This window comes from Mesorhizobium sp. P2_E10 (genome assembly GCF_056404235.1).
Genome location: NZ_JBFUEK010000006.1, coordinates 126,073 through 152,033, shown reverse-complemented (window position 1 = coordinate 152,033; position 25,961 = coordinate 126,073). Strand labels below are relative to the sequence as shown.

Annotated in this window: 22 protein-coding genes; 5 read left to right on the top strand and 17 right to left on the bottom strand. The window is 62.7% G+C overall.

The window, feature by feature from the left end:
• Position 1: 1 nt before the first annotated feature.
• The 3 genes from AC1D0N_RS17905 to AC1D0N_RS17895 are packed head-to-tail and all read left to right on the top strand — an operon-like array spanning position 2 to position 2,421.
• A complete protein-coding gene (locus AC1D0N_RS17905; protein ID WP_477246156.1) occupies positions 2-1,822 on the top strand; it encodes an ABC-F family ATP-binding cassette domain-containing protein in 1,821 nt (606 codons plus the stop codon).
• A gap of 57 nt (positions 1,823-1,879) precedes the next feature.
• Positions 1,880-2,122, top strand: a complete 243-nt coding sequence (locus AC1D0N_RS17900) for a type II toxin-antitoxin system CcdA family antitoxin (protein ID WP_477246154.1) — start codon at positions 1,880-1,882, stop codon at positions 2,120-2,122.
• On the top strand, positions 2,122-2,421 hold the full coding sequence (locus tag AC1D0N_RS17895; RefSeq protein ID WP_477246152.1) for a CcdB family protein: 300 nt from the start codon (positions 2,122-2,124) through the stop codon (positions 2,419-2,421). Before AC1D0N_RS17900 ends, AC1D0N_RS17895 begins: the two co-directional genes overlap by 1 nt.
• Before the next feature lie 34 nt (positions 2,422-2,455).
• Here AC1D0N_RS17895 and AC1D0N_RS17890 read toward each other — a convergent pair whose 3' ends face one another.
• The 7 genes from AC1D0N_RS17890 to glmM all read right to left on the bottom strand — a co-directional run bounded on the left by AC1D0N_RS17890 (position 2,456) and on the right by glmM (position 12,604).
• Positions 2,456-4,150, bottom strand: a complete 1,695-nt coding sequence (locus tag AC1D0N_RS17890; RefSeq protein ID WP_477246150.1) for a hypothetical protein — start codon at positions 4,148-4,150, stop codon at positions 2,456-2,458.
• 74 nt (positions 4,151-4,224) lie between these two features.
• A complete protein-coding gene (locus AC1D0N_RS17885) occupies positions 4,225-5,523 on the bottom strand; it encodes an adenylosuccinate synthase (RefSeq protein WP_477246148.1) in 1,299 nt (432 codons plus the stop codon).
• A 413-nt stretch (positions 5,524-5,936) separates the two neighbouring features.
• Positions 5,937-7,535 (bottom strand): phosphoglycerate dehydrogenase, encoded by a 1,599-nt coding sequence (gene serA / locus AC1D0N_RS17880; protein ID WP_477246146.1) that lies wholly within the window; start codon positions 7,533-7,535, stop codon positions 5,937-5,939.
• Positions 7,536-7,710: 175 nt separating this feature from the next.
• Entirely contained in the window at positions 7,711-8,886 is a 1,176-nt protein-coding gene (locus tag AC1D0N_RS17875) for a phosphoserine transaminase (protein WP_477246144.1), read from the bottom strand.
• Between the two features lie 198 nt (positions 8,887-9,084).
• Positions 9,085-9,957, bottom strand: a complete 873-nt coding sequence (locus AC1D0N_RS17870) for an outer membrane protein (protein ID WP_477246142.1) — start codon at positions 9,955-9,957, stop codon at positions 9,085-9,087.
• A gap of 187 nt (positions 9,958-10,144) precedes the next feature.
• Positions 10,145-10,996 (bottom strand): outer membrane protein, encoded by an 852-nt coding sequence (locus AC1D0N_RS17865; RefSeq protein WP_477246140.1) that lies wholly within the window; start codon positions 10,994-10,996, stop codon positions 10,145-10,147.
• A gap of 255 nt (positions 10,997-11,251) precedes the next feature.
• The gene (gene glmM, locus AC1D0N_RS17860; RefSeq protein WP_477246138.1) at positions 11,252-12,604 is read right to left on the bottom strand and encodes a phosphoglucosamine mutase; all 1,353 of its coding nucleotides are present in this window, start codon (positions 12,602-12,604) and stop codon (positions 11,252-11,254) included.
• A gap of 368 nt (positions 12,605-12,972) precedes the next feature.
• Here glmM and AC1D0N_RS17855 point away from each other — a divergent pair, with 368 nt between their 5' ends.
• Together AC1D0N_RS17855 and AC1D0N_RS17850 are read left to right on the top strand one after the other, a co-directional pair.
• On the top strand, positions 12,973-13,980 hold the full coding sequence (locus AC1D0N_RS17855) for a hypothetical protein (protein WP_477246136.1): 1,008 nt from the start codon (positions 12,973-12,975) through the stop codon (positions 13,978-13,980).
• Between the two features lie 241 nt (positions 13,981-14,221).
• Positions 14,222-14,674, top strand: a complete 453-nt coding sequence (locus AC1D0N_RS17850) for a hypothetical protein (protein WP_477246134.1) — start codon at positions 14,222-14,224, stop codon at positions 14,672-14,674.
• Positions 14,675-14,726: 52 nt separating this feature from the next.
• Here the strand turns inward: AC1D0N_RS17850 and ppk2 are convergent, their stop codons facing one another.
• The 10 genes from ppk2 to ybgC form a co-directional block, all read right to left on the bottom strand.
• Positions 14,727-15,659: a polyphosphate kinase 2 gene (gene ppk2 / locus AC1D0N_RS17845; RefSeq protein WP_477246132.1), complete on the bottom strand. Its 933-nt coding sequence runs from the start codon at positions 15,657-15,659 to the stop codon at positions 14,727-14,729.
• Between the two features lie 182 nt (positions 15,660-15,841).
• Positions 15,842-17,770, bottom strand: a complete 1,929-nt coding sequence (ftsH, locus tag AC1D0N_RS17840) for an ATP-dependent zinc metalloprotease FtsH (protein WP_477246130.1) — start codon at positions 17,768-17,770, stop codon at positions 15,842-15,844.
• A 122-nt stretch (positions 17,771-17,892) separates the two neighbouring features.
• The gene (tilS, locus tag AC1D0N_RS17835; RefSeq protein ID WP_477246614.1) at positions 17,893-19,260 is read right to left on the bottom strand and encodes a tRNA lysidine(34) synthetase TilS; all 1,368 of its coding nucleotides are present in this window, start codon (positions 19,258-19,260) and stop codon (positions 17,893-17,895) included.
• Positions 19,261-19,317: 57 nt separating this feature from the next.
• The gene (gene ybgF, locus AC1D0N_RS17830; RefSeq protein WP_477246128.1) at positions 19,318-20,427 is read right to left on the bottom strand and encodes a tol-pal system protein YbgF; all 1,110 of its coding nucleotides are present in this window, start codon (positions 20,425-20,427) and stop codon (positions 19,318-19,320) included.
• A gap of 280 nt (positions 20,428-20,707) precedes the next feature.
• Positions 20,708-21,214 carry a peptidoglycan-associated lipoprotein Pal gene (pal, locus tag AC1D0N_RS17825; RefSeq protein WP_477246126.1) on the bottom strand — a complete coding sequence of 169 codons (507 nt, stop codon included), beginning with the start codon at positions 21,212-21,214 and terminating at the stop codon, positions 20,708-20,710.
• Between the two features lie 271 nt (positions 21,215-21,485).
• Complete coding sequence (gene tolB / locus AC1D0N_RS17820; protein WP_477246124.1) at positions 21,486-22,796, bottom strand: Tol-Pal system beta propeller repeat protein TolB; 1,311 nt, start codon at positions 22,794-22,796, stop codon at positions 21,486-21,488.
• A 40-nt stretch (positions 22,797-22,836) separates the two neighbouring features.
• Positions 22,837-23,991 carry an energy transducer TonB family protein gene (locus tag AC1D0N_RS17815; RefSeq protein ID WP_477246122.1) on the bottom strand — a complete coding sequence of 385 codons (1,155 nt, stop codon included), beginning with the start codon at positions 23,989-23,991 and terminating at the stop codon, positions 22,837-22,839.
• 8 nt (positions 23,992-23,999) lie between these two features.
• On the bottom strand, positions 24,000-24,455 hold the full coding sequence (tolR, locus tag AC1D0N_RS17810; RefSeq protein WP_477246120.1) for a protein TolR: 456 nt from the start codon (positions 24,453-24,455) through the stop codon (positions 24,000-24,002).
• Positions 24,456-24,464: 9 nt separating this feature from the next.
• On the bottom strand, positions 24,465-25,175 hold the full coding sequence (gene tolQ, locus AC1D0N_RS17805; RefSeq protein WP_477246118.1) for a protein TolQ: 711 nt from the start codon (positions 25,173-25,175) through the stop codon (positions 24,465-24,467).
• 300 nt (positions 25,176-25,475) lie between these two features.
• The gene (ybgC, locus tag AC1D0N_RS17800) at positions 25,476-25,949 is read right to left on the bottom strand and encodes a tol-pal system-associated acyl-CoA thioesterase (protein ID WP_477246116.1); all 474 of its coding nucleotides are present in this window, start codon (positions 25,947-25,949) and stop codon (positions 25,476-25,478) included.
• Positions 25,950-25,961: the final 12 nt, after the last annotated feature.

Genomic DNA, 25,961 nt, shown 5'->3' with positions numbered 1-25,961 from the left:
CATGGCGCCGCCGCTTCTCAATCTCGACGGGATAAAATTGACCTTCGGCGGCACGCCGCTGCTCGATGGCGCTGCGCTGACGGCATCGGCCGGCGACAAGATCGCGCTGGTCGGCCGCAACGGCTCCGGCAAGTCGACGCTCTTGAAGATTGCCGCTGGGTTGATCGAACCGCAGGACGGCGAAGTGTTCCGCCAACCCTCGGCGACCGTGCGCTACCTTCCACAAGTGCCCGACATGGACGATTTCGCCAGCGTCCGCGCCTATGTCGAGGCAGGATTGGGACCCGCCGACGATCCCTATCGCGCCACCTATCTGATGGAGCATCTCGGCCTGTCCGGCGAGGAACGGCCGAACGACCTTTCCGGCGGCGAGGCAAGGCGCGCCGCCCTTGCCCGCGTCATGGCGCCGGAGCCTGATATCTTGCTGCTTGATGAGCCGACCAACCATCTCGATCTCTCAGTGATCGAATGGCTGGAAGAGGAGCTCGCCCGCACCTCCTCGGCACTGGTGGTCATTTCGCACGATCGCCGCTTTCTCGAGCGCGTGTCGCGCGCCACCATCTGGCTCGACCGCGGCCAGACCCGCCGTCTCGACAAGGGTTTTGGCCATTTCGAGGAATGGCGCGACGTGGTGCTGGAAGAAGAAGAGCGCGAGCAGCACAAGCTCGGCCGCCAGATCGTGCGCGAAGAGGACTGGCTGCGCTATGGCGTGACGGCGCGGCGCAAGCGCAACATGCGTCGGCTCGGCGAATTGCAGACCATGCGCCAGCGCTTTCGCGGCCATCGCGGCGCCGAGGGCGCGGCAAACATGGTGGCCAGCGACGCCGCCGAATCCGGCAAGCTGGTGATAGAGGCGAAAAATATCGAGAAGAGCTTTGGCGACCTCACCGTGGTCAAGGGCTTTTCGACCCGCATCCAGCGCGGCGACCGCGTCGGCCTGGTCGGGCCGAACGGCGCCGGCAAGACGACGCTGCTCAAGATGCTGACCGGCGAGATGAAGCCGGATGTCGGCTCGGTGCGGCTCGGCACCAATCTGGAAATCGCCACGCTCGACCAGAAGCGCGAAGCCGTCGATCCGCAAGAAACGCTGGCGCAATATCTCACCGACGGGCGCGGTGAAAACCTTGTCATCAATGGCGAGCAGCGCCATGTCGTTTCCTACATGAAGGATTTCCTGTTCAAGCCGGAACAGGCGCGCACCCCGGTGCGTGAGCTCTCCGGCGGCGAGCGGGCGCGTCTGCTGCTGGCCCGCGTTTTGGCGCGGCCGGCAAACCTTCTGGTGCTTGATGAGCCGACCAACGACCTCGACATGGAGACGCTGGAACTGTTGCAGGAACTGGTCGCCGGTTTTGCCGGCACCGTCATCCTTGTCAGCCATGATCGCGATTTCCTCGACCGCACCGTGACCAGCCTGATTGCACCGGACGGTGACGGCCACTGGATCGAATATGCCGGCGGCTATTCCGACATGCTGGCGCAGCGTGGCGGCACCAAGCTCGACGATCGCAAGGCGCGAGCGAAGGCCGAAACCGGTGACGCGTCGGCAACGACCAAAAATGAAGCCTCTGTGCCAAAGGGGCCGGCGAAAAAGCTGTCGTTCAAGCAGAAATTCGCGCTGGAATCCCTGCCCAAGAAAATCGAAGCTGTGATGGCTTCAATCTCCAGGCTGGAGAACAACATCGCCGATCCGGCCTATTACGAGCGCGATCCGGCCTCGTTCCAGAAGACCATCGCCGCCCTCGACAAGGAGCGCGCCACGCTGGCGGCGCTCGAGGAAGAATGGCTGGAGCTGGAGATGCTGCGCGAGGAGATGGAGGGGTAGACGATTGCATGCCCTCATTTATGCGCGTATATTATGCGCATAAATGAGGTTGCCTCCATGCTTCAATCGACGCCAAAAACTCAGAGGACGTCCGTCAACACGTCCATTGACTCTCAGTTGATCAAAGACGCCAAAGCGCTGGGTATCAACATCTCCCGAGCTGCCGAGGCCGGTATCGCGAAAGCGATTGCAGCGGAAAAGACGCGTCGATGGCAGGAAGAAAACAAGGGCGCCATCGAAAGCTCCAACGAATATGTCACAAGGAACGGACTGCCATTGGCTAAACACCGGCCGTTCTGATGGCACGTTACGATTTCTATCGAAATACCGAGAGCGACGGCTATCTTCTCGATGTGCAGTCAGACATTCTTGAAGGACTGAACACGAGGGTCGTCGTTCCTTTGATGCAGCCCAGGATTGCCCCGCTTCCTGGCCGCCGACTAAACCCGACCTTCGTTGTAAACGGCAAAGACCATGTGATGGTCACACAGTTTATGTCGGCCTTCAGCGCTTCCGAATTGAGGGACCCAGAGGGAAACCTTTCCAGACATCACGACGACATTGTCGCCGCGCTCGACATGCTGTTCCAGGGCTTCTGAACGAAGGCAACAGCCAGGGCGAGACACACGTTCCTCAGCCCGCCGTCTTCGCCTGCCAGGCCTTGATCGCCTCGTCGAACACCTTCTCGCCGGGAATGCCTTTTTCCATGGTCAGCAGCGCCCGCCGCCCGGTCTTGTAGACCACCGGCACGTCGATCCAGTCCTGGCCCCTGAGCAAGGTCAGATTGGCGTCTTCGTCCGCCTTGGTGTCGTTGAGCGCCACCAGGAAGAAGCCGTCGGCGATCTTGGCCGGAATGCCGATCAGCGGGCTGCCGGCATCCTGTTCCGAGCTCTTCATGGCGACGCGCAGGATGTTGTCGACGCCACCGCCTTCAAAACCGTCCGGCGTCAGGAAGATCATCTCGATGATGTGGCTGGCCGGCAGCGTCTGATCGGTGTTGCGGCGGATGGTCATGCGCAACTGGATGTCCTTGCCGGGGATGGTCGCTTCGGCACGGATCGCCGGTTCCGGCGGCAGGTCACCGCCGGGCGATTCCTGCACCAGCGACCAGACGATGCTGCCGGGCTCGGCCGAACCCTGGGCCGTGCTGGTGCGCTCTTCATAGAAGATTGCCTTCTGGCCGACCGGCAGTGAGGTCTCGGCAGGTGCCGCTGCCGGCGTCGTCGGGGCGGCGGCAGCTGGCGCCGGCGGAGTCGCTGCAGCGTCGGTCGGTGCCGCCGGCGCGGCGCCTGCGGCTGGCGGTGTTGCCGGCGCGGCACCCTCGGCGGGCGGTGTTGCCGGCGCGGCGCCCGCGGCGGGCGGCGTCGCCGGGGCAGCCACATCGGCGGGCGGCGGCGCAGTTGGCGCAGCCGTGGCTGCAGCATCGCCGGCAGGCGGAGCAGGCGTCGCTGGCGCAGGTGCGGGCGGAGGCGGTGTGGTCAGCGCGGCGACGGATTCGCCCTCGCCAATGCCGCTTTGTCCTGCCGCCGGACCCGGGTCGACCTCGCTACCTTCGGGCGTCAGGCGCTGGGTGAACTTCGTTCCCTCGGCATCTGCAGCAGCCGGTGCCGCGGCATCGGTGGTCGCCGGTTTGGCTGGGGCGGGTTTCGCCGGTTCGACCTTGGCGACAACGGCGCCATTGCCGCTGAACATCTTCCCGAACGCATCCTTGTTCAGCCAGATGCCATAGCCGCCGCCGGCAATCACCAGCAACGCGACGGCGGCGGCAATCAGCCCGCCATAGCTGCGCTTACGCTCGGCCGGACGCAGGCGCTGGAATGTATTCTCAACGGGCTCCTCGTCATTGGCAAAGACATCGCCCTTGTCGTTCGACGCCGCGTCGAAGTCCGGAAGACGGTTGTCGTCGGGGTCGAAAGGCGACGGGGCCGTAGGCGCTTTCTGCGACGGGACCGGAGTCGCTTTCTGCCAGCTCGGCTCCGGCTTGGCAGCTGGTGCCGCCGGCTGCCAGGCCGGCTCGGTTTTCACCGGCTGCCTGGTGTGGCTCGGCTGGTTCTTGTTGCGGTCGATGGAGGAAAAAATGTGTTCCAGTTCCGCCAGCGGATCGGACGCCGGCACGGTTCTGGCGTAGTCCCGCTCGACGCTCGATATGGCATCTTCCAGCGCGCGCTTCTGACGATCGGCGACCGACGACGGCGGCGGCGGCGTGATGGCCGCGAGCTTGGCCGCGATGGTCGAGCGGGCCTTGTCATAGACCCTGGCACGCACCTCCGGCGTCGTTTCGCCGAGATTGTCGAGCGTCTTTTTCAGAACAGCAACAAAATCTGCCATGCTTCAGTCGACCTGTATTTTGTTCCTGGGCCGGCCCCCGCAAATCGGCCGCGATGCCCGGAAAGGCTGAGAAACTAGTCTTGAAACGGGTCGGTCACAAGTATTGTGTCGTCCCGTTCCGGGCTGGTGGAAAGGAGTGCGACCGGCGCGCCGATCAGCTCCTCGATGTAGCGGACATATTTGACCGCCTGGGCCGGCAGATCGTTCCAGCTTCTGGCGCCGGCGGTGGTGCCTTTCCAGCCCTCCAGCGTCTCGTAGACCGGTTCGACCCGCGCCTGCGCACCCTGGCTGGCCGGCAGGTAATCGATCATCTCGCCGTCGAGCCTGTAGCCGGTGCAGACCTTGATCTCGTCGAGGCCATCGAGCACGTCGAGCTTGGTCAGCGCGATGCCCTTGATGCCGTTGACGGCGACGGCCTGGCGCACCAGCACCGCGTCGAACCAGCCGCAGCGGCGCTTGCGGCCGGTGACGACGCCGAACTCATGACCGCGCGTGCCAAGGAACTCGCCGATCTCGTTCTTCTGTTCGGTCGGGAACGGACCTTCGCCGACGCGCGTCGTATAGGCCTTGGTGATGCCTAAGACATAGCCGATGGCGCCCGGGCCGACGCCGGAACCGGCGGAAGCCTGGCCGGCGACGGTGTTGGACGAGGTGACGAACGGATAGGTGCCATGGTCGATATCGAGCAGCGTGCCTTGCGCGCCCTCGAACAGGATGCGCTCGCCGGCGCGGCGCTTGTCGTCGAGGATTTTCCAGACACGGTCCATATAGGGCAGGATCTCATCCGCGACCGAGGTCAACTCACGCAGGATGGCGTCATGCGTGACTTCGGCATGGCCCAACCCGCGACGCAGCGCATTGTGGTGCGTCAGCAGCCTGTCGACCTTCAGGGGCAGCGTTTCCAAATCCGCCAAATCCATCACCCGAACCGCGCGCCGGCCCACCTTGTCTTCATAGGCGGGGCCGATGCCGCGACGGGTCGTGCCAATCTTCGTCCCGGAATTGGAAGCGGCGTCCTCGCGGAATCCGTCCAGCTCTCGGTGCAGTGACAGGATAAGCGCGGTGTTTTCGGCTATTTTCAGGCGGTCCGGTGTCACCTCGACGCCTTGCGCCTTCAGTTTCGCCACCTCCGCGACGAAAGCGTGCGGATCGAAGACGACACCATTGCCGATGATCGACAGCTTGCCTGGTCGCACCACGCCGGACGGCAGCAGCGACAGTTTGTAGACCTTGCCGTCGACGACCAGCGTATGGCCGGCATTGTGGCCGCCCTGGAAGCGCACGACAACGTCGGCGCGTTCCGAAAGCCAGTCGACGATCTTGCCCTTGCCCTCGTCGCCCCACTGCGAGCCGACGACCACCACATTGGCCATGTTTCTTTTCCCTTGAGATGCCGCCATGGCGGCTTGAAGACGGTTCGAAACGACAGGCCTCTATAACGTCAAGACCCGGCGGGCGCGACCATTCTTTGCAGCCGAAAACGCCCTGAGGCACAACAATTTTCGCTATTCGCATCATTTACTTGGCTGAGCAGCCGCAATAGGTCGGCAGCGACCCTCGCCATGCCTTCCTCCGGCTGGATTTCGCCATGCATCGAAACGCCTATCTGTTCCTGCTGTTCACCACCTTGCTGTGGGGCGGCGCTGGCGCTGGTGTTGGGCGGCATCGGCCTTGCCGAAAATAGCGGCCGCAGGGCGGTGAAGCATCGGCAGCTCCAACGAGGGTCTAGAAAACGAAAAGGCGCGAAACGGGTTCGCGCCCTTCCATCCTTCATGGCAAATCCGGCCTATACGCCGCCGACATCGAATTGCAGCCGCTTGGCCGAGTCGATCGATTTGTGCGCCCGCACCTGTTCCAGCACATTCTCCGGGAATGGTGCATCAAGATAGAGCAGCGCGATGGCGTCGCCGCCGGGCCGGTTGCGGCCGAGCTGGAAGTTGGCGATGTTGACGCCGTTCTCACCACAGACCGTACCGAGCAAGCCGATGATGCCGGGTGCGTCGGCATTGGTGGTGTAGAGCATGTGCTGGCCGACCTCGGCGTCGAGATTGATGCCCTTGATCTGGATGAAGCGCGGCTTGCCGTCGGAGAAGCAGGTGCCGGCGATCGAACGCGTCTTGTGCTCGGTCTTGACCGTCAGCTTGATATAGCCGTCGAACACGCCCGACTTGTCGCGCTTGACCTCGGCAACGATGATGCCGCGTTCCTTCACCATGATCGGCGCCGACACCATGTTGACGTCGGAGACCTGCGGCCGGATCAGACCGGCAAGCGTGGCGCTGATCAGCGCGCGCGTGTTCATCGTCGCGGTCGAGCCGTCGAACAGAATCTCGACCTCCGTGATCGGGTCCTCGGTGACCTGGCCGACAAAGGCGCCGAGCACTTCGGCGAGCTTGACGAAGGGTTTTAGCCGCGGCGCTTCCTCGGCGGTGATCGACGGCATGTTGATGGCGTTGGAGACCGCGCCCTTGATCAGATAGTCGGCCATCTGCTCGGCGACCTGCAGCGCCACATTCTCCTGCGCCTCGGCGGTCGAAGCGCCGAGATGCGGTGTCGCCACGACGTTTTCCATGCCGAACAGTTCATTCTTGTCCGCCGGTTCTACCTCGAACACATCGATGCCGGCGCCGGCAACCTTGCCGCTCTTCAGCGCCGCGACCAGATCGGCCTCGACGACCAGCCCGCCACGCGCGCAGTTGATGATGCGCACGCCTGTCTTCATCTTGGCGATTGCCGCGGCATCGATGATGTTGCGCGTCTTGTCGGTCAAAGGCGTGTGCAAGGTGATGAAGTCGGCGCGGGCAAACAGCTCGTCCAGTTCGACCTTGTCGACGCCAAGCTCCTCGGCGCGTTTGTCGGACAGGAATGGATCGAAGGCGACGACATGCATCTTTAAGCCGACGCCGCGCGTGGCGACGATCGAGCCGATATTGCCGCAGCCGATGACACCCAGCGTCTTGCCGGTGATCTCGACCCCCATGAAGCGGTTCTTTTCCCATCTGCCGGCATGGGTCGAAGCGTTGGCTTCCGGGATCTGGCGGGCCAGCGCGAAGATCATCGCCACCGCATGCTCGGCGGTGGTGATCGAATTGCCGAAGGGCGTGTTCATCACGATGATACCCTTGCGGCTTGCCGCCGGGATGTCGACATTGTCGACACCGATGCCGGCGCGGCCGACGACCTTCAGCCTGGTGGCGGCGTTGATCAGCTTTTCAGTGACCTTGGTCGCCGAGCGGATAGCAAGACCGTCATACTGGTCGATGACTTCGAGCAGCTTTTCCTTGTCCTTGCCGAGATCGGGCAGATAGTCGACCTCGATGCCGCGGTCTTTGAATATCTGCACGGCGGTGGTGGAGAGTTTGTCTGAGACGAGAACGCGGGGCATTGGCGTGATCCTTTGCGATTGACGTCCCTCCCCCTTGAGGGGAAGGTCGGCGCGTAGCGCCGGGGTGGGGTCGGTACGGCCGGACTCGGCCAAATCTTCTTTCGGTGGGATGTGGAGCCAGGTGGAGACGACCCCACCCGGCCCTTCGGGCCACCCTCCCCTCAAGGGGGAGGGATTAGGCCGCCGCTTTCAGCGACGCCTTCTGCGCGGCAAAGGCCCAGTCGAGCCAAGGCAGCAGCGCTTCGAGGTCGGACGTCTCGACCGTCGCGCCGCACCAGATGCGCAGGCCGGGCGGTGCGTCGCGATAGGCGCCGATGTCATAGGCAACGCCTTCCTTATCGAGCACCGAAACCAGCCCCTTGGCAAAAGCCGCCTGGCCGTCGGCATCGAGTGCCGCGATATCCGGGTCGGTGAAGGACAGGCAGACCGAAGTGTTCGAGCGCGTGGCCGGCTCGACGGCAAGATGGCCGAGCCACGAAGACTTCTCGACGAAGCCGTCAAGCACGGCGGCATTGGCGTCGGCGCGAGCAATCAGGGCCTCGAGGCCGCCGATCGACTTTGCCCAGGCAAGCGCATCGAGATAATCCTCGACGCACAGCATCGAAGGCGTGTTGATGGTTTCGCCCTTGAAGATGCCTTCGATCAGCTTGCCACCCGATGTCAGGCGGAAGATTTTCGGCAGCGGCCATGCAGGCTTGTAGCTCTCCAGCCGCTCGACGGCGCGCGGCGACAGGATCAGCATGCCGTGCGCGCCCTCGCCGCCCAGCACCTTCTGCCAGGAGAAGGTGACGACATCCAGCTTCTGGAAATCGAGCCTTTGTGCGAACGCCGCCGAGGTGGCGTCGCATATGGTCAGGCCCTTGCGATCGGCCGGGATGAAATTGCCGTTCGGCACGCGCACGCCAGACGTGGTGCCGTTCCAGGTGAAGACGACATCGCGGTCGAAATCGATCTTTTTCAGGTCAGGCAGTTCGCCGTAGCCAGCCTCGATCTTGCGCACGTCGGCGAGCTTCAACTGCTTGACCACATCAGTGACCCAGCCGGAGCCAAAACTCTCCCAGGCGACCATGTCGACGCCGCGCTCGCCGAGCAGCGACCACAGTGCCATCTCGACGGCGCCGGTATCCGACGCCGGCACGATGCCGATGCGATAATCTGCCGGGACCTGGAGAATTTCGCGCGTCAGCTCGATCGCCTGTTCGAGCTTGGTCTTGCCGATCTTGGCGCGGTGGGAGCGACCGAGCGCAGCATTTCTCAGCGCCTCGACCGACCAGCCGGGGCGTTTTGCGCAGGGACCTGAGGAAAAATTGGGGTTTGCCGGACGGAGTCCAGGCTTCGTATGCGTCGTCATCGTGGTCTATCCTTCCAGATAGTGGCCCCTCGTTGGGGAGGGGTGGCCCACGGACGGCGATATGCGTTCAGACTTCAGGCGTCAAGAGGAAAGTTTTTGTCGCGGCCAGGATACTGGCCGCATGCGACGAAATGCCGGCCGCATAAGCAAACGGCGGGCCGCAAGACCCGCCGTTCTGATTCTTCAGCTTCGCCGCACCTACCAGAGGTCGTAGCGCAGGCCGAGCTTGACCGTCTGATAGCTGATGCCTTTGTGGATGTTGAAGGCGCCGCCGTCATAAGCGACATATTTACCGCTCGGGATCGAAAAGTACTCGTAGCCGAGGTCGAGCGAGACATTCTTGGACACCTGATAGGACAGGCCGGCACCGATCGAATAGGCGAGGTTGAATTTGGCCTGGGAGTCTTCCGACCCTTTGTATCCGGCCGGATCGTTACACGCGAAGCCGCCAGCGCCCGACGTCGCATCAGGGGCGATTTCAACGCAATCGCGCTCGCCCTGGGTCTTGAAATACCTGTTGTAGGCGATGCCGACGCCGCCACCGATGTACGGAGTGATACCAACATAGGTGCCGAGGTCCGCATAGCCATTGGCCATGACGCTGTAGCCTTTGTTGGTACCGTAGTTCGATGCCATACAGTCCTGGGTCGCAGCCACCGGAACGATGATGAACCCGCCACTCCCGTCAGGGAACAGACTGTTTGTCGTTCCGGCGCACCCGTTTGGCACCAATGCATGGTCGCCGAACTCGTTGCTCGGCAGGATTCCACCATTCAGCTCGAGCCGAAGATAGTCGTTGAGATGGTAGCCAATGCCGACACTGCCGGTGAAAAGGCTGCTGCTCTGGGAGAAGTTGGTGACGCCGAGCGCGTTGCTTTCGTCGGTGAACGGATGGCTGAAGGAATAGCCGAGATCGCCGCGCAGATACCATCCGGAGCCGACCTCGACCGGTTGATAGTCCGGTGCCTGATCGACATAGATCGGCGGGTCGTAGTCGGCGGCATGCACGGGCGCCAGCGGCATAAGGACGATTGCGGCAAGCATCAATGCGATACGCGATCTAAAGGTCATGGTCCTCGGCTCCCGAAGTTGGCGCATCGCAATCACGAGCGCCGTTTGAGAGCATTGTTAACCATAGTGGTTAAGTGCCGGTTAAGGATAACGGAGAGTTACCGAATTGATTTCGATGAGCTTTCGGCTCAAACGAAAACCGCCCGGCAAGGCCGGGCGGTTCGCAAGCTTGAGGATTTCGAAGCGACTACTTGGTGTAGATCGGCTGCGGCTCTGGGACGTAGGGCTCCGGCGCCGGGGCACAATCCGATCTGCCGAACTGGTAGCGCAGGCCGCCGCGCACTTCGTGGACGCTGATGCCGCGGTCGTAGCCCGGACCGACATTGCTGTCGGCGGCGTATTCGAACATCTTGCCGCCATTGATGTGGCTGTAGCGGTAGCCGACATCGAGCTTGACCCGGTCGGTCAGGCAGTAGGAAGCGCCGACCATGGCGGCATAGGCAAAGCGCCAGCCCTTTCCACCGCTATGGAAGAAATCGCCGTCGGCATCGCTGTTGTGCAGCGTGTCCCACTTGACCCAGGCGCCGCCGATGCCGGCGCCGACATAGGGCGTCACACCGTGCCATGTGCCGATATCGACATAGGCGTTGGCGAGAAGCAGCAGCGCCGAATAGGACGAGGTGTCGGTCGAAACGCAAGGCGTGCCGGGAGCGGGCGTATTACAGAAGCCGCTGGTCGAGCCGCGGAATTTCGAACTGGACATCCAGTCCGCCGTCAGATCGGTGCGGAAATGCTGGTTGATCTGATAACCGACACCGGCGCCGGCCGAGAAAGCGCTCTTCAGCGAGCCGGTGGCAAAGCTGCCGGGAAGCTGGGGCGGTGCCGCATTGTAGGTGGTGTAGTCGCCGCCACCGAACTTCGACCAGTGATAGTCGATGTCACCGCGAATGTACCAGCCGCCAAAATCGGCGGGCTGCTCGTAGGCAACCGGCGGCGGGGCCTCTTCGACCTGCGGCTCCGCCAAATCGGCGGCGAATACTGGTCCGGCCATTCCCGCGAGCAGCGCGGCAAAGAGAGCCTTTCGTGCTGTATTGAACATGCTTGTCACCCCTGAGAACTCTCGGACCATCGAACCCGCCCGAATGTGATTGACCTCAGTTGTGGATAATGAATTGCAAAGGTTAAAAGGCGTTTAACCGTGTCGATTAACCACGAATCTATACAATTTTAGCGGGAAGACACTGCCTGCCCAAGGCGCGGCATTGCGTCGACTGGATAAAAAAAAGCCCGCCTTCAGGCGGGCTTTGCAACGTCTCGAACCGACAGCGCTGCGCGTCCCCTGGACACGCCGGGATCAGGCGGCGCTACGCGTTTCCGAAATGACCTCGACGATGTCGTTGACGACGGCCTCGACCAGTTGCGGGTCGTCGCCTTCGGCCATGACACGGATAAGCGGCTCCGTGCCGGAGGGCCGGATGACCAGTCGCCCGGCCTTGCCGAGGCGATTGCGGGCCTCTTCGATTGCCGCCTTGACCGGCGCCTCCTCAAGCGGCTTGCCACCGGAAATATGCACGTTCTTCAGCAGTTGCGGCACCGGCTCGAACTTCTTCGACAATTCGCTGACCGGCCGGTTCTGCCGCTTGATGCAGGCCAGCACCTGCAGCGCCGAGACCAGGCCATCGCCGGTGGTCGAGAAATCGGACAGCACGATGTGGCCCGACTGTTCGCCGCCGACATTCAGCCCGTGCGCGCGCATGTGCTCGACGACGTAGCGGTCGCCGACCTTGGTGCGGTGCAGTTGCAGGTTCATGCCGCCGAGGAAGCGTTCGAGGCCGAGATTGGACATCACCGTCGAGACGACGCCACCACCGGCCAGCCGGCCGCTCTGGTGCCAGGACTCTGCGATCAGCGCCATGATCTGGTCGCCATCGACGATGGCGCCGTTTTCGTCGACGATGACGACGCGGTCGGCATCGCCATCGAGCGCGATGCCGATATCGGCACGCACCTCATGCACCTTTCTCTGCAGCCCGGCCGGATGCGTAGAGCCACACTCCTTGTTGATGTTCAGACCGTTGGGCTCGACATTGATGGCGATGACCTCGGCGCCCAGTTCCCAAAGGGCTGCCGGAGCCACCTTGTAGGCGGCGCCATTGGCGCAGTCGACGACGATCCTGAGGCCCGAAAGCGACATCGAGCGAGGCAGAGTGCGCTTGGCGAATTCGATATAGCGGTCATGCACGCCATCGACGCGCTTGGCGCGGCCAAGCCCGTCCGAATCGGCGAGCGCCAGTTCGATGTCCTTGTCCAGCATTCCCTCGATCCGCTCCTCGATCTCGTCGGAGAGCTTGTAGCCATCGGGACCGAACAGCTTGATGCCGTTGTCGTAATAGGGATTGTGTGAGGCCGAGATCATCACGCCGATGTCGGCGCGTAGCGATCGCACCAGCATGGCGACGGCAGGCGTCGGAATGGGGCCAAGCAGGAACACGTCCATGCCGGCGGCACACAGGCCCGACACCATCGCGTTCTCGATCATATAGCCGGAAAGTCTTGTATCCTTGCCGAGCACGACGCGGTGGCGATGGCTGCCGCGTTGAAACGACAGGCCGGCCGCCATGCCGACCCGCATGGCGATCTCCGCCGTCATCGGAAACTTGTTGGCGCGCCCGCGAATGCCGTCCGTGCCGAAATAACGCCCTGCCATGCTTGCCAGATCCCCGTCGGTTTTTCAGCCGCCCGTAGTGCCACAATTGGGCCGCATCCGATCATCACATTGTATGATTATATATTACGATTCCTTAGAAAAGCATTGTGGCGGCTGTCAAAATGATTCGACAGCTTACCATGGCAATACGGGGTTTCGGAAATACACCCGGCCACGGCGTGCCGGCCGGTGAAGATTCCCCCAGGAACAGCTTGCGTCGACGGCGCAGGACACAACAATTTCATCACCTTATCGGGAGGAGTGCAGTTTCTGGCTGCATCCGCACCAGTTGTATCTGGCGCAACCGATCGTTGAGAGCTAATGATCTGCAAGGGACATATTATGGGCTGCAGCAACGGAGAAACGCTATGCTCATCCACCGACTAGCCACTTTGACGGGCCTCGCCGTCGTGACCTTGTTTCTGGCGGCGCCAGCCAATGCGCTGACCATGGCCGAGTGTAGCACCAAGTACAACACCGCCAAGGATGCCGGCACGCTGAACGGCGCGACTTGGAACCAGTTCCGCAAGGCTGAATGCGGCACCGACGCCAGCGCCACCACCACCGATACCAAGCCGGCCAAGAAGACGGCAAAGGCCACCGACGCGGCCAAGACCGACACCAAGGCTGCCGCCACCGACGCGGCGCCGGGCCTGACGGCGAAGGAATGCAGCACCAAATACCAGGCCGCAAAAGCCGCCGGCACGCTGAACGGCATGAAGTGGAACGACTTCCGCAAGACCGAATGCGCCGCCGGCGCGTCCGCTGCAGCCGAGCCAGCCAAGGCGACGACCAAAGCGACCAAGGCGGCTGCCGCGCCTGCCGACGAGGCAAAGGGCCTGACCACGAAAGAGTGCAGCGCCAAGTATCAGGCGGCCAAGGCCGCCGGCACGCTGGGCGGCGTGAAGTGGAACGACTTCCGCAAGACCGAATGCGCTGCCGGCGCGTCGGCCACGGCTGAACCCGTGAAAGCAACGACCAAGGCAGCCGACGCCGGCAAAGGCCTGACGATGGCCGAATGCAGCGCCAAGTATCAGGCGGCCAAGACCGCCAACACGCTGGGCGGCAAGAAGTGGAACGACTTCCGCAAGGCCGAATGCGGCGCCGGCGCAGATGACGACGACACCGTGCCGGCTCCGAGCGAGGCGACCTATACCAGCGAGCCCGAGAAGCCCTCGGTCACCGCTCCCAAAGGTGTGAAGTTCCCGACGGCGATCTCGAAGAAATACGCCAGCGAGACCCCGGCCAAGGGCCGCATGCACACCTGCCTCGAGCTCTACTACGCCAACAAGGATGCTAACACGCTGAATGGCCTGCGCTGGATCCAGAAGGGCGGCGGCTTCTACAGTCTCTGCAACGCCAAGCTGAAGAGCTGATCGCGTAGCCATATTCTCCAGACAAAGGCCCGCGCATTGCAACATGCGCGGGCCTTTTTGTTGCGCTCGAATACGCCCGGCTTTGCTCGCGTCTACATATCGCGGAAGCTGTCGGCGTCATCTATTCGCCCACACTGCCCACCGCCAGACTTATCGGTGGTTTGCAAAGATTCCAATTGAACATATGCAGAACAAACAGTATACAAAAGGACATCGAACTTTTGTCAACCAGGAGGGTCTTATGTCCAGATTGAAATTGGCGGCATTGGCTGTGACGGCATGGGTTGCTTGGAGCGTCGCCCCTGCAAGCGCACTGACGATGAAGGAATGCGGCGAGGCCTATCGCACAGCCAAGGAAGGCGGCACTCTGAACGGCATGGATTGGACCGCTTTCCGCACGGAGAAGTGCGCTACGTCAGCTGCGGAGAGTGCCAGCGCGGATACGGTCAAAACCGAGCCGCAGCCGAAGAAGGAAACCAGCGCGGCGGTCGCCCCCACTGTAGCGCCGGCGGGCGTGACATTCCCGACCACCCTCGCCGCCGAGTTCAAGACCGAAAAGCCCGCGAAGGCGCGGATGAAGACCTGCTTGCAGGGTTACCACGGCAACAAGGACGCAGGTACGTTGAACGGCCTTCGCTGGATCCAGAAGGGCGGCGGCTATTACAGCCTCTGCAACGCCAAGCTGAAGAGCTGATACAGGCCCCCGCGGACCTGTCCAGGTTCGCGGGGTTTTTCTTTGTGCAAGATCAGTAGACGGTCGGTACCCAGTGCTGGCTGGTCTTGGGTGGACGGACATAACCGTCGTCCTTCTGACGCGGGCTGAGCTTTATCTTCGCCGGACGGATTTCCTTGTACGGAATCCGCGTCAGCAGATGGCTGATACAGTTGAGCCGCGCCTTCTTCTTGTTGTCGGCATCGACAATGTTCCACGGCGACTGATCGGTGTCGGTGAATTTCTGCATCATGTCCTTGGCCCGCGAATACTCGACCCAGTGTTCGCGCGACTTCAGGTCCATGGGCGACAGCTTCCAGCGCTTGATCGGATTGTCGATACGTTCCTTGAAACGGCGCTCCTGTTCGTCATCGCCAACCGAGAACCAGTATTTGATCAGGGTGATACCGGACTTGATCAGCATCTCCTCGAACAGCGGGCATGAGCGCAGGAATTCGCTATATTCGTCATCGGTGCAGAAGCCCATGACGCGCTCGACACCGGCGCGGTTGTACCAGGAGCGGTCGAACAGCACGATCTCGCCCTTGCCAGGCAGATGCTGGACATAGCGCTGGAAGTACCATTGGCTGCGTTCGCGCTCGGTCGGCGTGCCCAGTGCGACGACCCGGCAGACGCGCGGATTGAGGCTTTCGGTGATGCGTTTGATGACACCGCCCTTGCCAGCAGCGTCGCGGCCTTCAAAGATCACGACGACCTTCAGCCCTTCCTTTTGCACCCAATCCTGCAGCTTGATCAGTTCGAACTGCAGCCGGACCAGCTCGTCGACATAGCGGTAGGGTTTTTTGGCCTTGGCCTGCTTGGCCTTCTTCTTCTTCTTTTTCTTGCCCCCGCCGGCATCGCCGTTCGGCAATTGCCAGGCTGCTTCCTTTGCCTGGCCCTCGACCGCGTCGAGATGGATATCGCCTCCGACCGGAGCATTTCTGGCCTGCTTGTCCCTCTTGCCCATTTGATCACACCTCCCACGCAGCCGCGCCGGTTGATCCGGCGGCAGCCGGCTAATCGATTCAATACCGACTGTGAGGGGAGTCAAGCCGATGGGGTGCAACGCCCGAATGGAAATGTCCTGCCCCAAAAGAAAACGCCGCGGTTTGAGCCGCAGCGTTTTGAAAAACCTGTCCTGGCCAGACCCTAACTTGACGGCTGTGGCTCCATGCCGCCTTCGGGCTCCGGGCCCTTCTTGCGGCGGCCACCGGACTTCGGCACGGCCGAGCCACGGCTCGGCGGCGTGTCGTCGCCAAGGTCGCGGGCTGGCTTGTGGCCGGCGATCAACTGCTTGATCTCCTCGCCCGACAGCGTCTCGTATTCGAGCAAGCCTTGCGCCAGCGCGATCCATTCCTTCTTCTTTTTGGTCAGGATGGACTTGGCCGAGACATAGGCCTCGTCGATCAGCCGGCGCACTTCGGCGTCGATGATCTGCGCCGTCTCTTCCGAGACGTTTTGCGTACGCGCCACCGAATGGCCGAGGAACACTTCTTCCTGGTTGTCTCCATAGGCGACATGGCCGAGCTTGTCGGAGAAGCCCCAGCGGGTGACCATGGCGCGCGCCAGCTTGGTTGCCTGCTCGATGTCGGAGGAGGCGCCCGAGGTGATGTTCTCCTTGCCGAACTTGAACTCCTCGGCAACGCGGCCACCCATCATGATGGCGAGGCGCGAGATCATGTATTTGTAGCTCATCGAGTAGCGGTCGCCTTCCGGCAACTGCATGACCATGCCAAGCGCCCGGCCGCGCGGGATGATCGTCGCCTTGTGCAGCGGATCGGCCGACGGCACATTGAGCGCGAGGATGGCGTGGCCGGCCTCGTGATAGGCGGTCAGCTCCTTCTCGGCCTGCGTCATGGCAGACGAGCGGCGCTCGGCGCCCATCATGATCTTGTCCTTGGCGTCCTCGAATTCGGCCATGGTGACGAGACGCTTGTTGCGGCGCGCCGCCATCAGGGCGGATTCGTTGACGAGGTTCATCAGGTCGGCGCCGGAAAAGCCCGGCGTGCCGCGCGCGATGACCTTGAGATCGACATTGGGCGCCAGCGGCACGTTGCGCACATGCACCTTGAGGATCTTCTCACGGCCGACGATGTCGGGGTTCGGCACCACGACCTGGCGGTCGAAACGGCCTGGACGCAACAGCGCCGGGTCGAGCACGTCGGGCCGGTTGGTGGCGGCGATCAGGATGATGCTTTCGTTGGACTCGAAGCCGTCCATCTCGACCAGCAACTGGTTCAGCGTCTGCTCGCGCTCGTCATTGCCGCCGCCAAGACCGGCGCCGCGATGGCGACCGACCGCGTCGATTTCGTCGATGAAGATGATGCAGGGCGCATTTTTCTTCGCCTGGTCGAACATGTCGCGGACACGGGATGCCCCGACACCGACGAACATCTCGACGAAGTCCGAACCGGAAATGGTGAAGAACGGCACGTTGGCTTCACCGGCGACCGAGCGCGCAAGCAGCGTCTTGCCGGTTCCCGGAGGCCCGACCAGCAACACGCCGCGCGGAATCTTGCCGCCCAGCCGCTGGAACTTCTGCGGGTCGCGCAGGAACTCGACGATCTCTTCCAGATCTTCCTTGGCTTCGTCGACACCGGCGACGTCCTGGAAGGTGACGCGACCATGCGCCTCGGTCAGAAGCTTGGCCTTCGACTTGCCGAAGCCCATGGCGCGACCGGAGCCGGACTGCATCTGGCGCATGAAGAATATCCAGACGCCGAGGATGAGCAGCATCGGCAGCCAGCCGATCAGGGTGCCGAACAGCGTGTTCGAACCGTCGGATTCAGGACGGGCATTGATGGTGACATTCTTCTCCTGCAGCCTCGACACCAGTTGCGGATCGCCAGGCGAGTAGGTCTGGAAGCCGCTTGCGCTGTCCGTGTAGGTGCCGGAGATACGGGCGCCGGCGATCGTTACCGTCTTGACCCGGCCCGCCGAGACTTCCTGCAGGAACTGCGAATAGGGGACGTCGCTCGAGGCTCCACGCGTCTGCGGCGTCTGGAACAGATTGAAGAGTGCGATGAGCAGGACCGCTATGATCGCCCAGAGCGCGAGATTGCGATAATTCGGATTCATCAATTGTCCCGTTGGCGTCCGCTGGCGGACACAGTCATGAGAGGAAACTTAGGCCTAACATAGGGAGAGCGCTTCCCCTTGCCAAGCATAACAGCACGTCTGGGTTAAGCTTTCGCCCATGATCAACCGGCAGTGTGGCCGTGGAAAGGCGGGGCCGGAACGGGGGGCGCGCCGATCAGCTTGGCCACAGCGCTGGCCGGTGCCAGATCGAAGGACGGCAGGAAGCGGGCAAAAGGCGCAACGACCGGATGTGCCGCGATTGCCCGCAACACCGGGCTGTCCTGCGCCAGACCAAGCCATTCCCCGTCGCGCCAAAACGCTGGCTCAGCGGCGAGCGCGGCGCGGACAAGGCTCGGTGGCGTGCCGTCTTCGGCGAGAGTGCGCCTGGCCGCAGCAGCCGCTCCCAACGGCGCGATCAACAATCCATCCGAAATGTCACCCGATGTGATCCACCGGCGACCGTCCCAAAGGGCAGCGTTCGCCGCAGGTGCCGCGGGTGGCAGATCGCGGGTTTCACGGTGCAGGAAGATGCCGGCCCGCCGCGCGTCTACCACCGTCCGCGACAATGTGGCGCAAAGCGGCCCGGCCCTTAAGCTGTCGAACAGCGCTTCGCTGCGGGCCAGGTCCGGCAGAAAGGAAACGCCGCCACAAGCGGCCAGCAGGATGCGCAAGGCGTAGACTGCAGCCAGGCCATCGCTGGCGGTGGCAAAGCCGGGGTCGAGACGGATGAGACCAGGGGTCGGCTGGCTGGCGAAGGCACGGATCAGCCCGGCCGCGCGATGGCCAAGCTGTTCGCGTTCGGTGGCAGCCTGCCTGGCCAAGGCGATCGCCGCCGCAAACCGCTGCCCATCGTCACCGGCGAGCGCCGCGCGGATGCGCGGCCGTTCGAAATGCCTGTCAGTGTTGGTCGGGTCTTCGATCCAGCCGACATGTTCGCGCTGGAGGAACGCGCGCAATGCCGTCCGTCGCACGCCAAGCAGCGGCCGTAAGATCCAGATGCGCCAATCGTAGAGGGTTGCCGGCGCCATACCGGCGAGGCCGCGGCCTGCCGTTTCAGCAGGCCCTCGGCCCTCCTCCCGCGCGTGCCGCATTTGCACCGTCTCGGCCTGGTCGTCGGCGGTGTGGCCAGTCAGGATCAGGCCGATATCAGCGGCTTGCGCGGCCTGTGCCAGCAACCGGTAGCGCGCCTCGCGTGCGGCGGCGGGCAGCCCGGTCGATGGCTTTGGCCCGGACCAGAGCAGAGTGCGATGTGCAATGCCGCGCCCGGCACAGAGCCCAGCCACGGCTTGCGCCTCTGCTGCCGAACCCGGCCGCAAATCGTGGTCGATCGTCACCGCCAGCAGCTTGGTTGCCAGTGCGGTACGCTCGAGATGGTTCTTGAGGAGAAGGAGAAGGGCGGTCGAATCGCTGCCGCCGGACACGGCCGCAACAGCGCCGTTGGTAAAGTCGATCTGCGAAAAATCCGAAAGGTCAGGCTCGGTATCGAGCATCATGCATGTCGCCCAAATGTGGTCCCGGTTTTGGGACAACGACATGCAAGGGAAAGGCTAGCACGCCGCGAGCGCCTTCTCCTGCTTGACGCGTTCCTTGAGCGCGCCGGAAATGTCGGGATAGCGCTTGCCGATCTCGCCGAAGGTGGCGCAGGCTACATCCTTCTGCTTGAGGCCAACCAGCGACACGCCGAGCTTCAACAGCATGTCAGGCGCCTTCTTGGCTTTCGGGTAGTCCTTGCTGGCGGCAAGGAAAACCTCGGCCGCGTCGTGGTACTTCTGCTGGCCGAGCAGCGACTCGCCCAGCCAGTAATGCGCGTCCGCCGCCTTGGCGTCCTTGGGGAAGCGGGAAATATGGTCGCGAAACCCTTCCTCGGCGGTGCTGTAGTCACCCGACAGGATGAACTGGTAGGAATTGCGGTAAAGCTCTTCCGGATCGTTGGTGGAGGGCAGCGCCGCGACCACCGTGCCATCGGCCTTGGCGGTTTTGCCGGCCTTGGCGCCGGCGGCCGGGGCTTCTGTCGGGGGAACGGCAGTCTCCGCCGGTGCGGTGGCCTGCGTGTTGCCGTTGGCGTCGACCACATTGCCGTTCTTGTCGACGGTGATGGTGCCGAAGGTCTTCGGCGGCGTGCCCTGCACCGTGGTGCCGGGATCGCCGGTCGGCGATTCGATGATGACATCCTGAACGCTCTGGCCGCCTGCGGATTGATCACTGGCGGGCGCCGTGCCGGCATCGGCCGGCGCCGGCGCCGGCGTCGCCGGCGCCTCGGCGACGCTGTCGTCGGTGGTGGTCGTGGCGTCCGACTTTTTCTGTGCCGGAGGCTGCTGTGCGCCTTGCGAACCGCCTTCCAACTGCTGGAAGCGGAACTCGTTGTCTTCCTGCTGCTTGCGGATCTGCTCCTGCATCTGCAGCACCTGGAAGTTAAGCTCCTCGATCTTGCCGTTCATCTGCCGCAGCTGCTCCTCGAGCGCCGTGGCGGTGGTGCCGTCCGACTGCTGGGCGACCTGCTGCTGATCCGGTTTCTTATTGTCGCCGAAAATGCCGAGGGTGGGCAAATGGAAGGAAAAACCACTTTCCGCTGGTTGCCCGGTGCCGCTTGCCGGAGCGGCGACGCTTGATACGAGCAGCAGCGCAAGGGTGCCGCTCAAGACCGTTCTGAAATGCATGTGCCTCTCGCCGTGAAAATCGTTGGTATGCGCCTTTCCGGTCGGGGTGGACCGGTCAGGCACCCTCGGCTCTTAGCAGGACGTGAGACTTCGGCCAAATTTTGTTTCGCTGGTCCAGATATGAAAAAGGCGGCCATTTGGCCGCCTTTCGCATGGATGTGTTGTATTTTTGCCGACTTCAGCGCCGCGCGTTCTTTCGAACGCGCAAAGGACGCTGAAGCACTTTGACCTGGCGCACGATCCCTTTCCGAAAATCGAAACCGATTTTCGGGATCATGCGCTAGGAACCGGCGCCGCTGAGCGTGGTGACCGCACGGCGGTTCTGCGACCAGCAGGAGATGTCGTCGCAAACCGCGACCGGGCGTTCCTTGCCGTAGGAAATCGTCTTCAGGCGCTGGGCCGAAACACCCTTTGCCACCAGGAAGTCGCGGGTGGCGGCGGCGCGGCGGGCGCCGAGCGCCAGATTGTACTCGCGCGTGCCGCGCTCGTCGGCATGGCCTTCGATGACGATGGCATACTGCTTGTACTGGTTCAGCCACTGCGCCTGACGGGCAAGCGTCGTCTGCGCGTCGGCGCGGATCGCGGTCGAGTCGGTGTCGAAGAAGATGCGGTCGCCGATGTTGACGGTGAAGTCCTGCGCCGAGCCGGGCGTTGCCGCGCCGGCGCCGTTGAGGCCGAGATCGGCGGCGCTGTTCGGCGTCTTCTTCGAGGCGCAACCGGTGATGGCGAGCATCGCGACGAGCGCGATCATGACCGGGTTTCTGGTAAGTGCTGCGATACGGCCCATGCCGCCTCTCCTTCGTATTTCGAGTGATTTCATTGATCACCCAGTAACCACGTTTGGGTTAACCGGCATTCAACAAACACGGTTAAGATTTGGTTTCGGCTGCCGTCCACAGCCGAAATGACCTGATGTCACAATGGTCGCGGACCGTAGGCGGAAATGCGGCCAAAACGCGACTTTGGCGTGAAAAAAGCCCCAAAATGGGGCTTTTGAGGTACTGTTGCCAAGTTGCAACGAAGCGAGCGGAGGCTCGCCCGAAAAACCCCAACATGGTTTATTCGAGCAGGGGCGACCAGGCCGGGTCCGAAGCGAAATTCGAGGTCGGGATCGACTGTTCGTTGCGGCCGGTGAGATCGACCGAAACCAGTTTCGGGCCTCCGGCAGAGTCGCGGAAGAACATCAGCACCCGGCCGTTGGGTGCCCAGGTCGGCCCTTCCTGCTGGAAACCGGAAGACAGGATGCGCTCGCCCGAGCCGTCGGTCTTCATGACGCCGATCTGGAATTCGCCGCCGGTCTGCTTGGTGAAGGCGATGAGGTCGCCGCGCGGCGACCATACCGGTGTCGAATAGACGCCATCGCCGAAGGAGATGCGGTTCTGGCCCGAACCGTCGGCACCCATCACATAGATCTGCGCACGGCCGCCACGGTCGGAGGTAAACACCACCTGGCTGCCGTCCGGCGAGTAGGACGGCGAAGTGTCGATGGCGGTCGAATTGGTCAGCCTGGTCGTCGAGCGGCTTCGCAGATCCATGGCGAAAATGTTGGAATTGCCATCATCGCGCAGCAGGCTCATGATCACCTTCTGGCCGTCGGGCGAGAAGCGCGGCGCAAAGGTCATGCCTGGAAAATTGCCGACCAGTTCGCGCTGCCCGGTCTCGATCTGCAAGAGATAGACCCGCGGCTGCCCGCTTTCATAGGACATATAGGTGATTTCCTGCCGGTTCGGCGAGAAACGCGGCGTCAGCACGATCGACTTGCCATCGGAGAGATAGCGGACATTGGCGCCATCCTGGTCCATGATGGCGAGGCGCTTCTTGCGGGCGTTCTTGGCGCCCGATTCGTCGATGAAGACGACCCGCGTGTCGAAGTAGCCCTTCTCGCCGGTCAGCCGCTCATAGATGGCGTCGGCGATGATATGGGCGACGCGACGCTGATTGGCGTCGTTGGCGAAGAACTGCTCGCCCGACATCTGCTGGCCGGCAAAAGTATCCCACAGCCGATATTGGGCGCGGATGCGGCCGTCTGCCTCCTTGTTGACACTGCCGGTGACCAGCGCCTGCGCATTGATGACCTTCCAGTCGTCGAAGCGAGGGGCGGCGTCCGGATTGGCGATTTTCTCGATGAAGGCGCTCTTGTCGATCGGCGCGAAGAGGCCGGAGCGTTTCAGATCGGCGCTGACAATATCGGAAATCTGAGCGCCAAGCGCATCACCGCCCTGAAAATCAGTAATAGCGATCGGCAGCGGCTCGACATTGCCCTTGTTGACGTTGATCTCGACCAGCGCCCACGCCGGCAATATGGCGCTCGCAGTCATGCCCAGCGCCATCGCTGTGATCATCAGGAGTGGCTTGAGGATGGATTTCATGTCTTCTCGCTTCTCTTAACTGATTCTGGGGACGCCAGGCCTAGAGGCCAAGCATCTCCCTCGGATCGAAAGTAACCCGGACCTGAGCCCAGATATCCTGTTTACCGGGAGGAACCTGCAGGCCGGCCATGTTGCATTTCTGAACGGCACGCACGGCGCTCTCATCGAACTGACGGTTTCCGCTCGATTTCTCGACGGTCGGCCTGCCATCGAGCTTGCCGGAGGCGTCCAGATTGAAGAGGACCACCGCGACGAAGTTCTCCGAACCCTCGAGCCCTACCGGCAGTGTCCAGCAACCGCCAAGTTGATCGGACAGTGCGCCCATTTCGCTTTGCGACAGCTTCTGGCCCTGGTCCTTGTCACCGCCGAGCGACGCCTGTTGGGTCGAGCGCTTGGCACCACCGCCCGACGGCTTCTGCTTGTCGAGGAGGGCGGAAATCTCGTCAGCATTGAACTGCTTGTCATCCGATTTCGGCTTCGATGAGGCTTCCTTGACCGGCTTGTCGGCGTCCTTGCGCTCCGGCGCCTTGGCGCTTTCGGCCTGCGCCGGCTGCGGCTTCGGCCGCGCTTCCGGCGCAGGCGCGGAATCCGGAAGCTGTGTCGCCTCGGTGGGCGGATCTTGCGCTATGGCTTCAGCCACCGCATCCGGCTTCACCTCGGGCGTCGGCTCGATCGCGGCGGTCTTGTCCTCCGGCGGCGTCGGCGTAGGCTCTTTGGCCGGTGTCGGCTTGGGGTCCGTCTGCTTGACCGGCTCAGGCTTGACCTCTTCCTTCGGCTGCGGCGCCGGCGCCACTTCCGTCGCCGGAATAGGCTTTGGCTTTTCCTGCGGCTTCGGCACGTCCTCGGTCTTCGGTTTCTCGACCGGTGTCGGTGCGGGCGGCGGAGCCGACGTGGTGTCGACCGGCTTGGGCTTGGCTTCCGGCGTCACCGGCTTGTCGGTGTCGACACTGTTCTCGCCAACCTTCTGGGCGGCCGGCACGATATCGGGACGCTGGGTCGGCAACGGCGCCGGCTTTTCGTGCATCACGGCCTTCTTGTCGCCTTGCAGGACTTGCGCCATCGCTTCCATCGGCACGATGTCGACTGCGACCGACTCAGCGGCGGTCGGAAGCGCAGCCGGCGCTGACAGCGTGAACAGACCGAAGCCGAGCACGACAGCATGCAAGATCACCGATGTGGTGAGGCCGGTCTTCATCTTCTTGTCTATTGATCCTGTTCCTGGAGCGAGACGAGGCCGATATTCTTGTAACCGGCGGCCGAGATGCGGGCCATCACCTTCATCGCCGTGCCATAGTCGGTGGCCTTGTCGCCGCGGATGAAGATGCGCTCCTCATAGCCGGTTTTCGAGATTGCCTGCAGCTTGGCCACCAGCTCGTCGATCGGAATCTCGGTTTCCTGGAGGAAGATCTTGCCGGCCGCATCGATCGAAACGGTGATCGGCTGGGTGTCGGCGTTCATCGCCTTGGCCTGCGTGTCCGGCAGGTCGATCGGCACGCCGACCGTCAGCAAGGGCGCCGCGACCATGAAGATGATCAGCAGCACCAGCATCACGTCGACCATCGGCGTGACGTTGATCTCGGACATCAGGCCATGATGACGGCCACGCCGCCTGTGCCCGCGTCCGCCGCGTCCACCACCCGCGCTTACAGACATTCCCATGATCGTTCCTCAGGCCTTCTGCGCGACTTTTTCATCGATTTGGCGCGAGAGTATGGCGGAGAACTCATCCGAGAACCCCTCCATGCGCACCGCGATCTTGCTCGCGTCCGACGACAGCTTGTTGTAGGCGATGACCGCCGGGATGGCGGCGAGCAGGCCGATGGCGGTCGCCAGCAGCGCTTCGGCAATGCCGGGCGCCACGACGGCAAGACTTGTGTTCTTCGATCCGGCGATCGCCTGGAACGACGTCATGATGCCGATGACGGTGCCGAACAGACCGATGAACGGCGCGGCCGCGCCGACCGTGGCGAGGAAGCCGAGACGCCCTTCCAGCTTCTCCATCTCGCGGGTCAGGGCCAGATCCATCGCCTTGTCGATGCGGGTCTGCAGGCCGAGCGGCGATTTGGCGCCCTTCTCGAAGCTCTTCTTCCATTCGCGCATCGCGGCGACGAAGATCGCGCCCATGCCGGCGGTCTTGCGGTCGGCGAGCGTGCGGTAAAGCTCTTCCAGCGACTGTCCCGACCAGAACACCTGCTCGAAACGGTTGAGCGCGAGCCGCATGCGGGCGTAGGCGACAAGCTTGTCGACGACAATCGCCCAGGTCCAGATCGAAGCGCCGAGCAGGCCGATCATCACCAGCTTGACCACCCAGCTGGCCTGCATGAACAGCGCCCAAATCGACAATTGCGCGCCCGGTTCGGCGAGTGCGATGTTTTCCATGATTACGTCCTTAAAGATTTTCCGGGCATGGCTGGCGGCTGGCCCCTGGGCATCCCTTGTGGTCCGTTCGCGCGAGGCTCGCGGAATAACCCCAAAATGCAGCGTTGGCGGCCTTTTCAGGGCAAATATTGGTGAAAGGAAGGCGCTTGGATTCTTCCAATCTTCACCAATCTCTTCATGAACCGTTATGGTTAAGGATGGGTTAGGAAATAAGGCGCGGCGCATTGCCGCGCCCTCGCCGCCAGGCAAAGGGTCTGCCTCGCCTCGCTCGATTGCCGGAAATGACGATAGAAGCGATTTCTAAGCGCTTGGCTTGGGCAGAAATGCTGCCACCCATTCCCTGGGGAAACGTCTTGGCCTGCCGTTCTCGCCGATGATTGCCGCCTCGACCCGCGCCTCGACCAGCACCTCATCGCCCCGCTTCAGCTGCTGGGCCATGAAGATGCGGGCGCCGGAAATCTCCTCGGTGCGCGTATCGACGGTCAGGATGTCGTCGATGCGGGCAGGTCCACGGAAATCGATCTCCATGCGCCGCACCACCCAGACGATCTTCTCGCCATGCTTGCCATCGGCAAGCTCGGTGTGGTGGACGCCGGTAAGCCGGAGATAGTCGGAACGGCCGCGTTCGAAGAATTCGAGATAGCGTGCGTGGTAGACGACGCCGGAGAAATCGGTGTCGGCATAGTAGACCCGTGCCATCAGCCGGTGGCCGAACGCCGTCAGCGCGCCGGAAAGACCGGCCGAGAGCGCCGCCGATTCACCATGATCGTCCATTGCGCTTTCCTT

Excerpts from the sequence above, each read along its gene's own strand:
- AC1D0N_RS17905 (WP_477246156.1), top strand. The coding sequence starts at position 2 with ATGGCGCCGCCGCTTCTCAATCTCGACGGGATAAAATTGACCTTCGGC.
- AC1D0N_RS17900 (WP_477246154.1), top strand. The coding sequence starts at position 1,880 with ATGCTTCAATCGACGCCAAAAACTCAGAGGACGTCCGTCAACACGTCC.
- AC1D0N_RS17895 (WP_477246152.1), top strand. The coding sequence starts at position 2,122 with ATGGCACGTTACGATTTCTATCGAAATACCGAGAGCGACGGCTATCTT.
- AC1D0N_RS17890 (WP_477246150.1), bottom strand. The coding sequence starts at position 4,150 with ATGGCAGATTTTGTTGCTGTTCTGAAAAAGACGCTCGACAATCTCGGC.
- AC1D0N_RS17885 (WP_477246148.1), bottom strand. The coding sequence starts at position 5,523 with ATGGCCAATGTGGTGGTCGTCGGCTCGCAGTGGGGCGACGAGGGCAAG.
- serA (WP_477246146.1), bottom strand. The coding sequence starts at position 7,535 with ATGCCCCGCGTTCTCGTCTCAGACAAACTCTCCACCACCGCCGTGCAG.
- AC1D0N_RS17875 (WP_477246144.1), bottom strand. The coding sequence starts at position 8,886 with ATGACGACGCATACGAAGCCTGGACTCCGTCCGGCAAACCCCAATTTT.
- AC1D0N_RS17870 (WP_477246142.1), bottom strand. The coding sequence starts at position 9,957 with ATGACCTTTAGATCGCGTATCGCATTGATGCTTGCCGCAATCGTCCTT.
- AC1D0N_RS17865 (WP_477246140.1), bottom strand. The coding sequence starts at position 10,996 with ATGTTCAATACAGCACGAAAGGCTCTCTTTGCCGCGCTGCTCGCGGGA.
- glmM (WP_477246138.1), bottom strand. The coding sequence starts at position 12,604 with ATGGCAGGGCGTTATTTCGGCACGGACGGCATTCGCGGGCGCGCCAAC.
- AC1D0N_RS17855 (WP_477246136.1), top strand. The coding sequence starts at position 12,973 with ATGCTCATCCACCGACTAGCCACTTTGACGGGCCTCGCCGTCGTGACC.
- AC1D0N_RS17850 (WP_477246134.1), top strand. The coding sequence starts at position 14,222 with ATGTCCAGATTGAAATTGGCGGCATTGGCTGTGACGGCATGGGTTGCT.
- ppk2 (WP_477246132.1), bottom strand. The coding sequence starts at position 15,659 with ATGGGCAAGAGGGACAAGCAGGCCAGAAATGCTCCGGTCGGAGGCGAT.
- ftsH (WP_477246130.1), bottom strand. The coding sequence starts at position 17,770 with ATGAATCCGAATTATCGCAATCTCGCGCTCTGGGCGATCATAGCGGTC.
- tilS (WP_477246614.1), bottom strand. The coding sequence starts at position 19,260 with ATGCTCGATACCGAGCCTGACCTTTCGGATTTTTCGCAGATCGACTTT.
- ybgF (WP_477246128.1), bottom strand. The coding sequence starts at position 20,427 with ATGCATTTCAGAACGGTCTTGAGCGGCACCCTTGCGCTGCTGCTCGTA.
- pal (WP_477246126.1), bottom strand. The coding sequence starts at position 21,214 with ATGGGCCGTATCGCAGCACTTACCAGAAACCCGGTCATGATCGCGCTC.
- tolB (WP_477246124.1), bottom strand. The coding sequence starts at position 22,796 with ATGAAATCCATCCTCAAGCCACTCCTGATGATCACAGCGATGGCGCTG.
- AC1D0N_RS17815 (WP_477246122.1), bottom strand. The coding sequence starts at position 23,991 with ATGAAGACCGGCCTCACCACATCGGTGATCTTGCATGCTGTCGTGCTC.
- tolR (WP_477246120.1), bottom strand. The coding sequence starts at position 24,455 with ATGGGAATGTCTGTAAGCGCGGGTGGTGGACGCGGCGGACGCGGGCAC.
- tolQ (WP_477246118.1), bottom strand. The coding sequence starts at position 25,175 with ATGGAAAACATCGCACTCGCCGAACCGGGCGCGCAATTGTCGATTTGG.
- ybgC (WP_477246116.1), bottom strand. The coding sequence starts at position 25,949 with ATGGACGATCATGGTGAATCGGCGGCGCTCTCGGCCGGTCTTTCCGGC.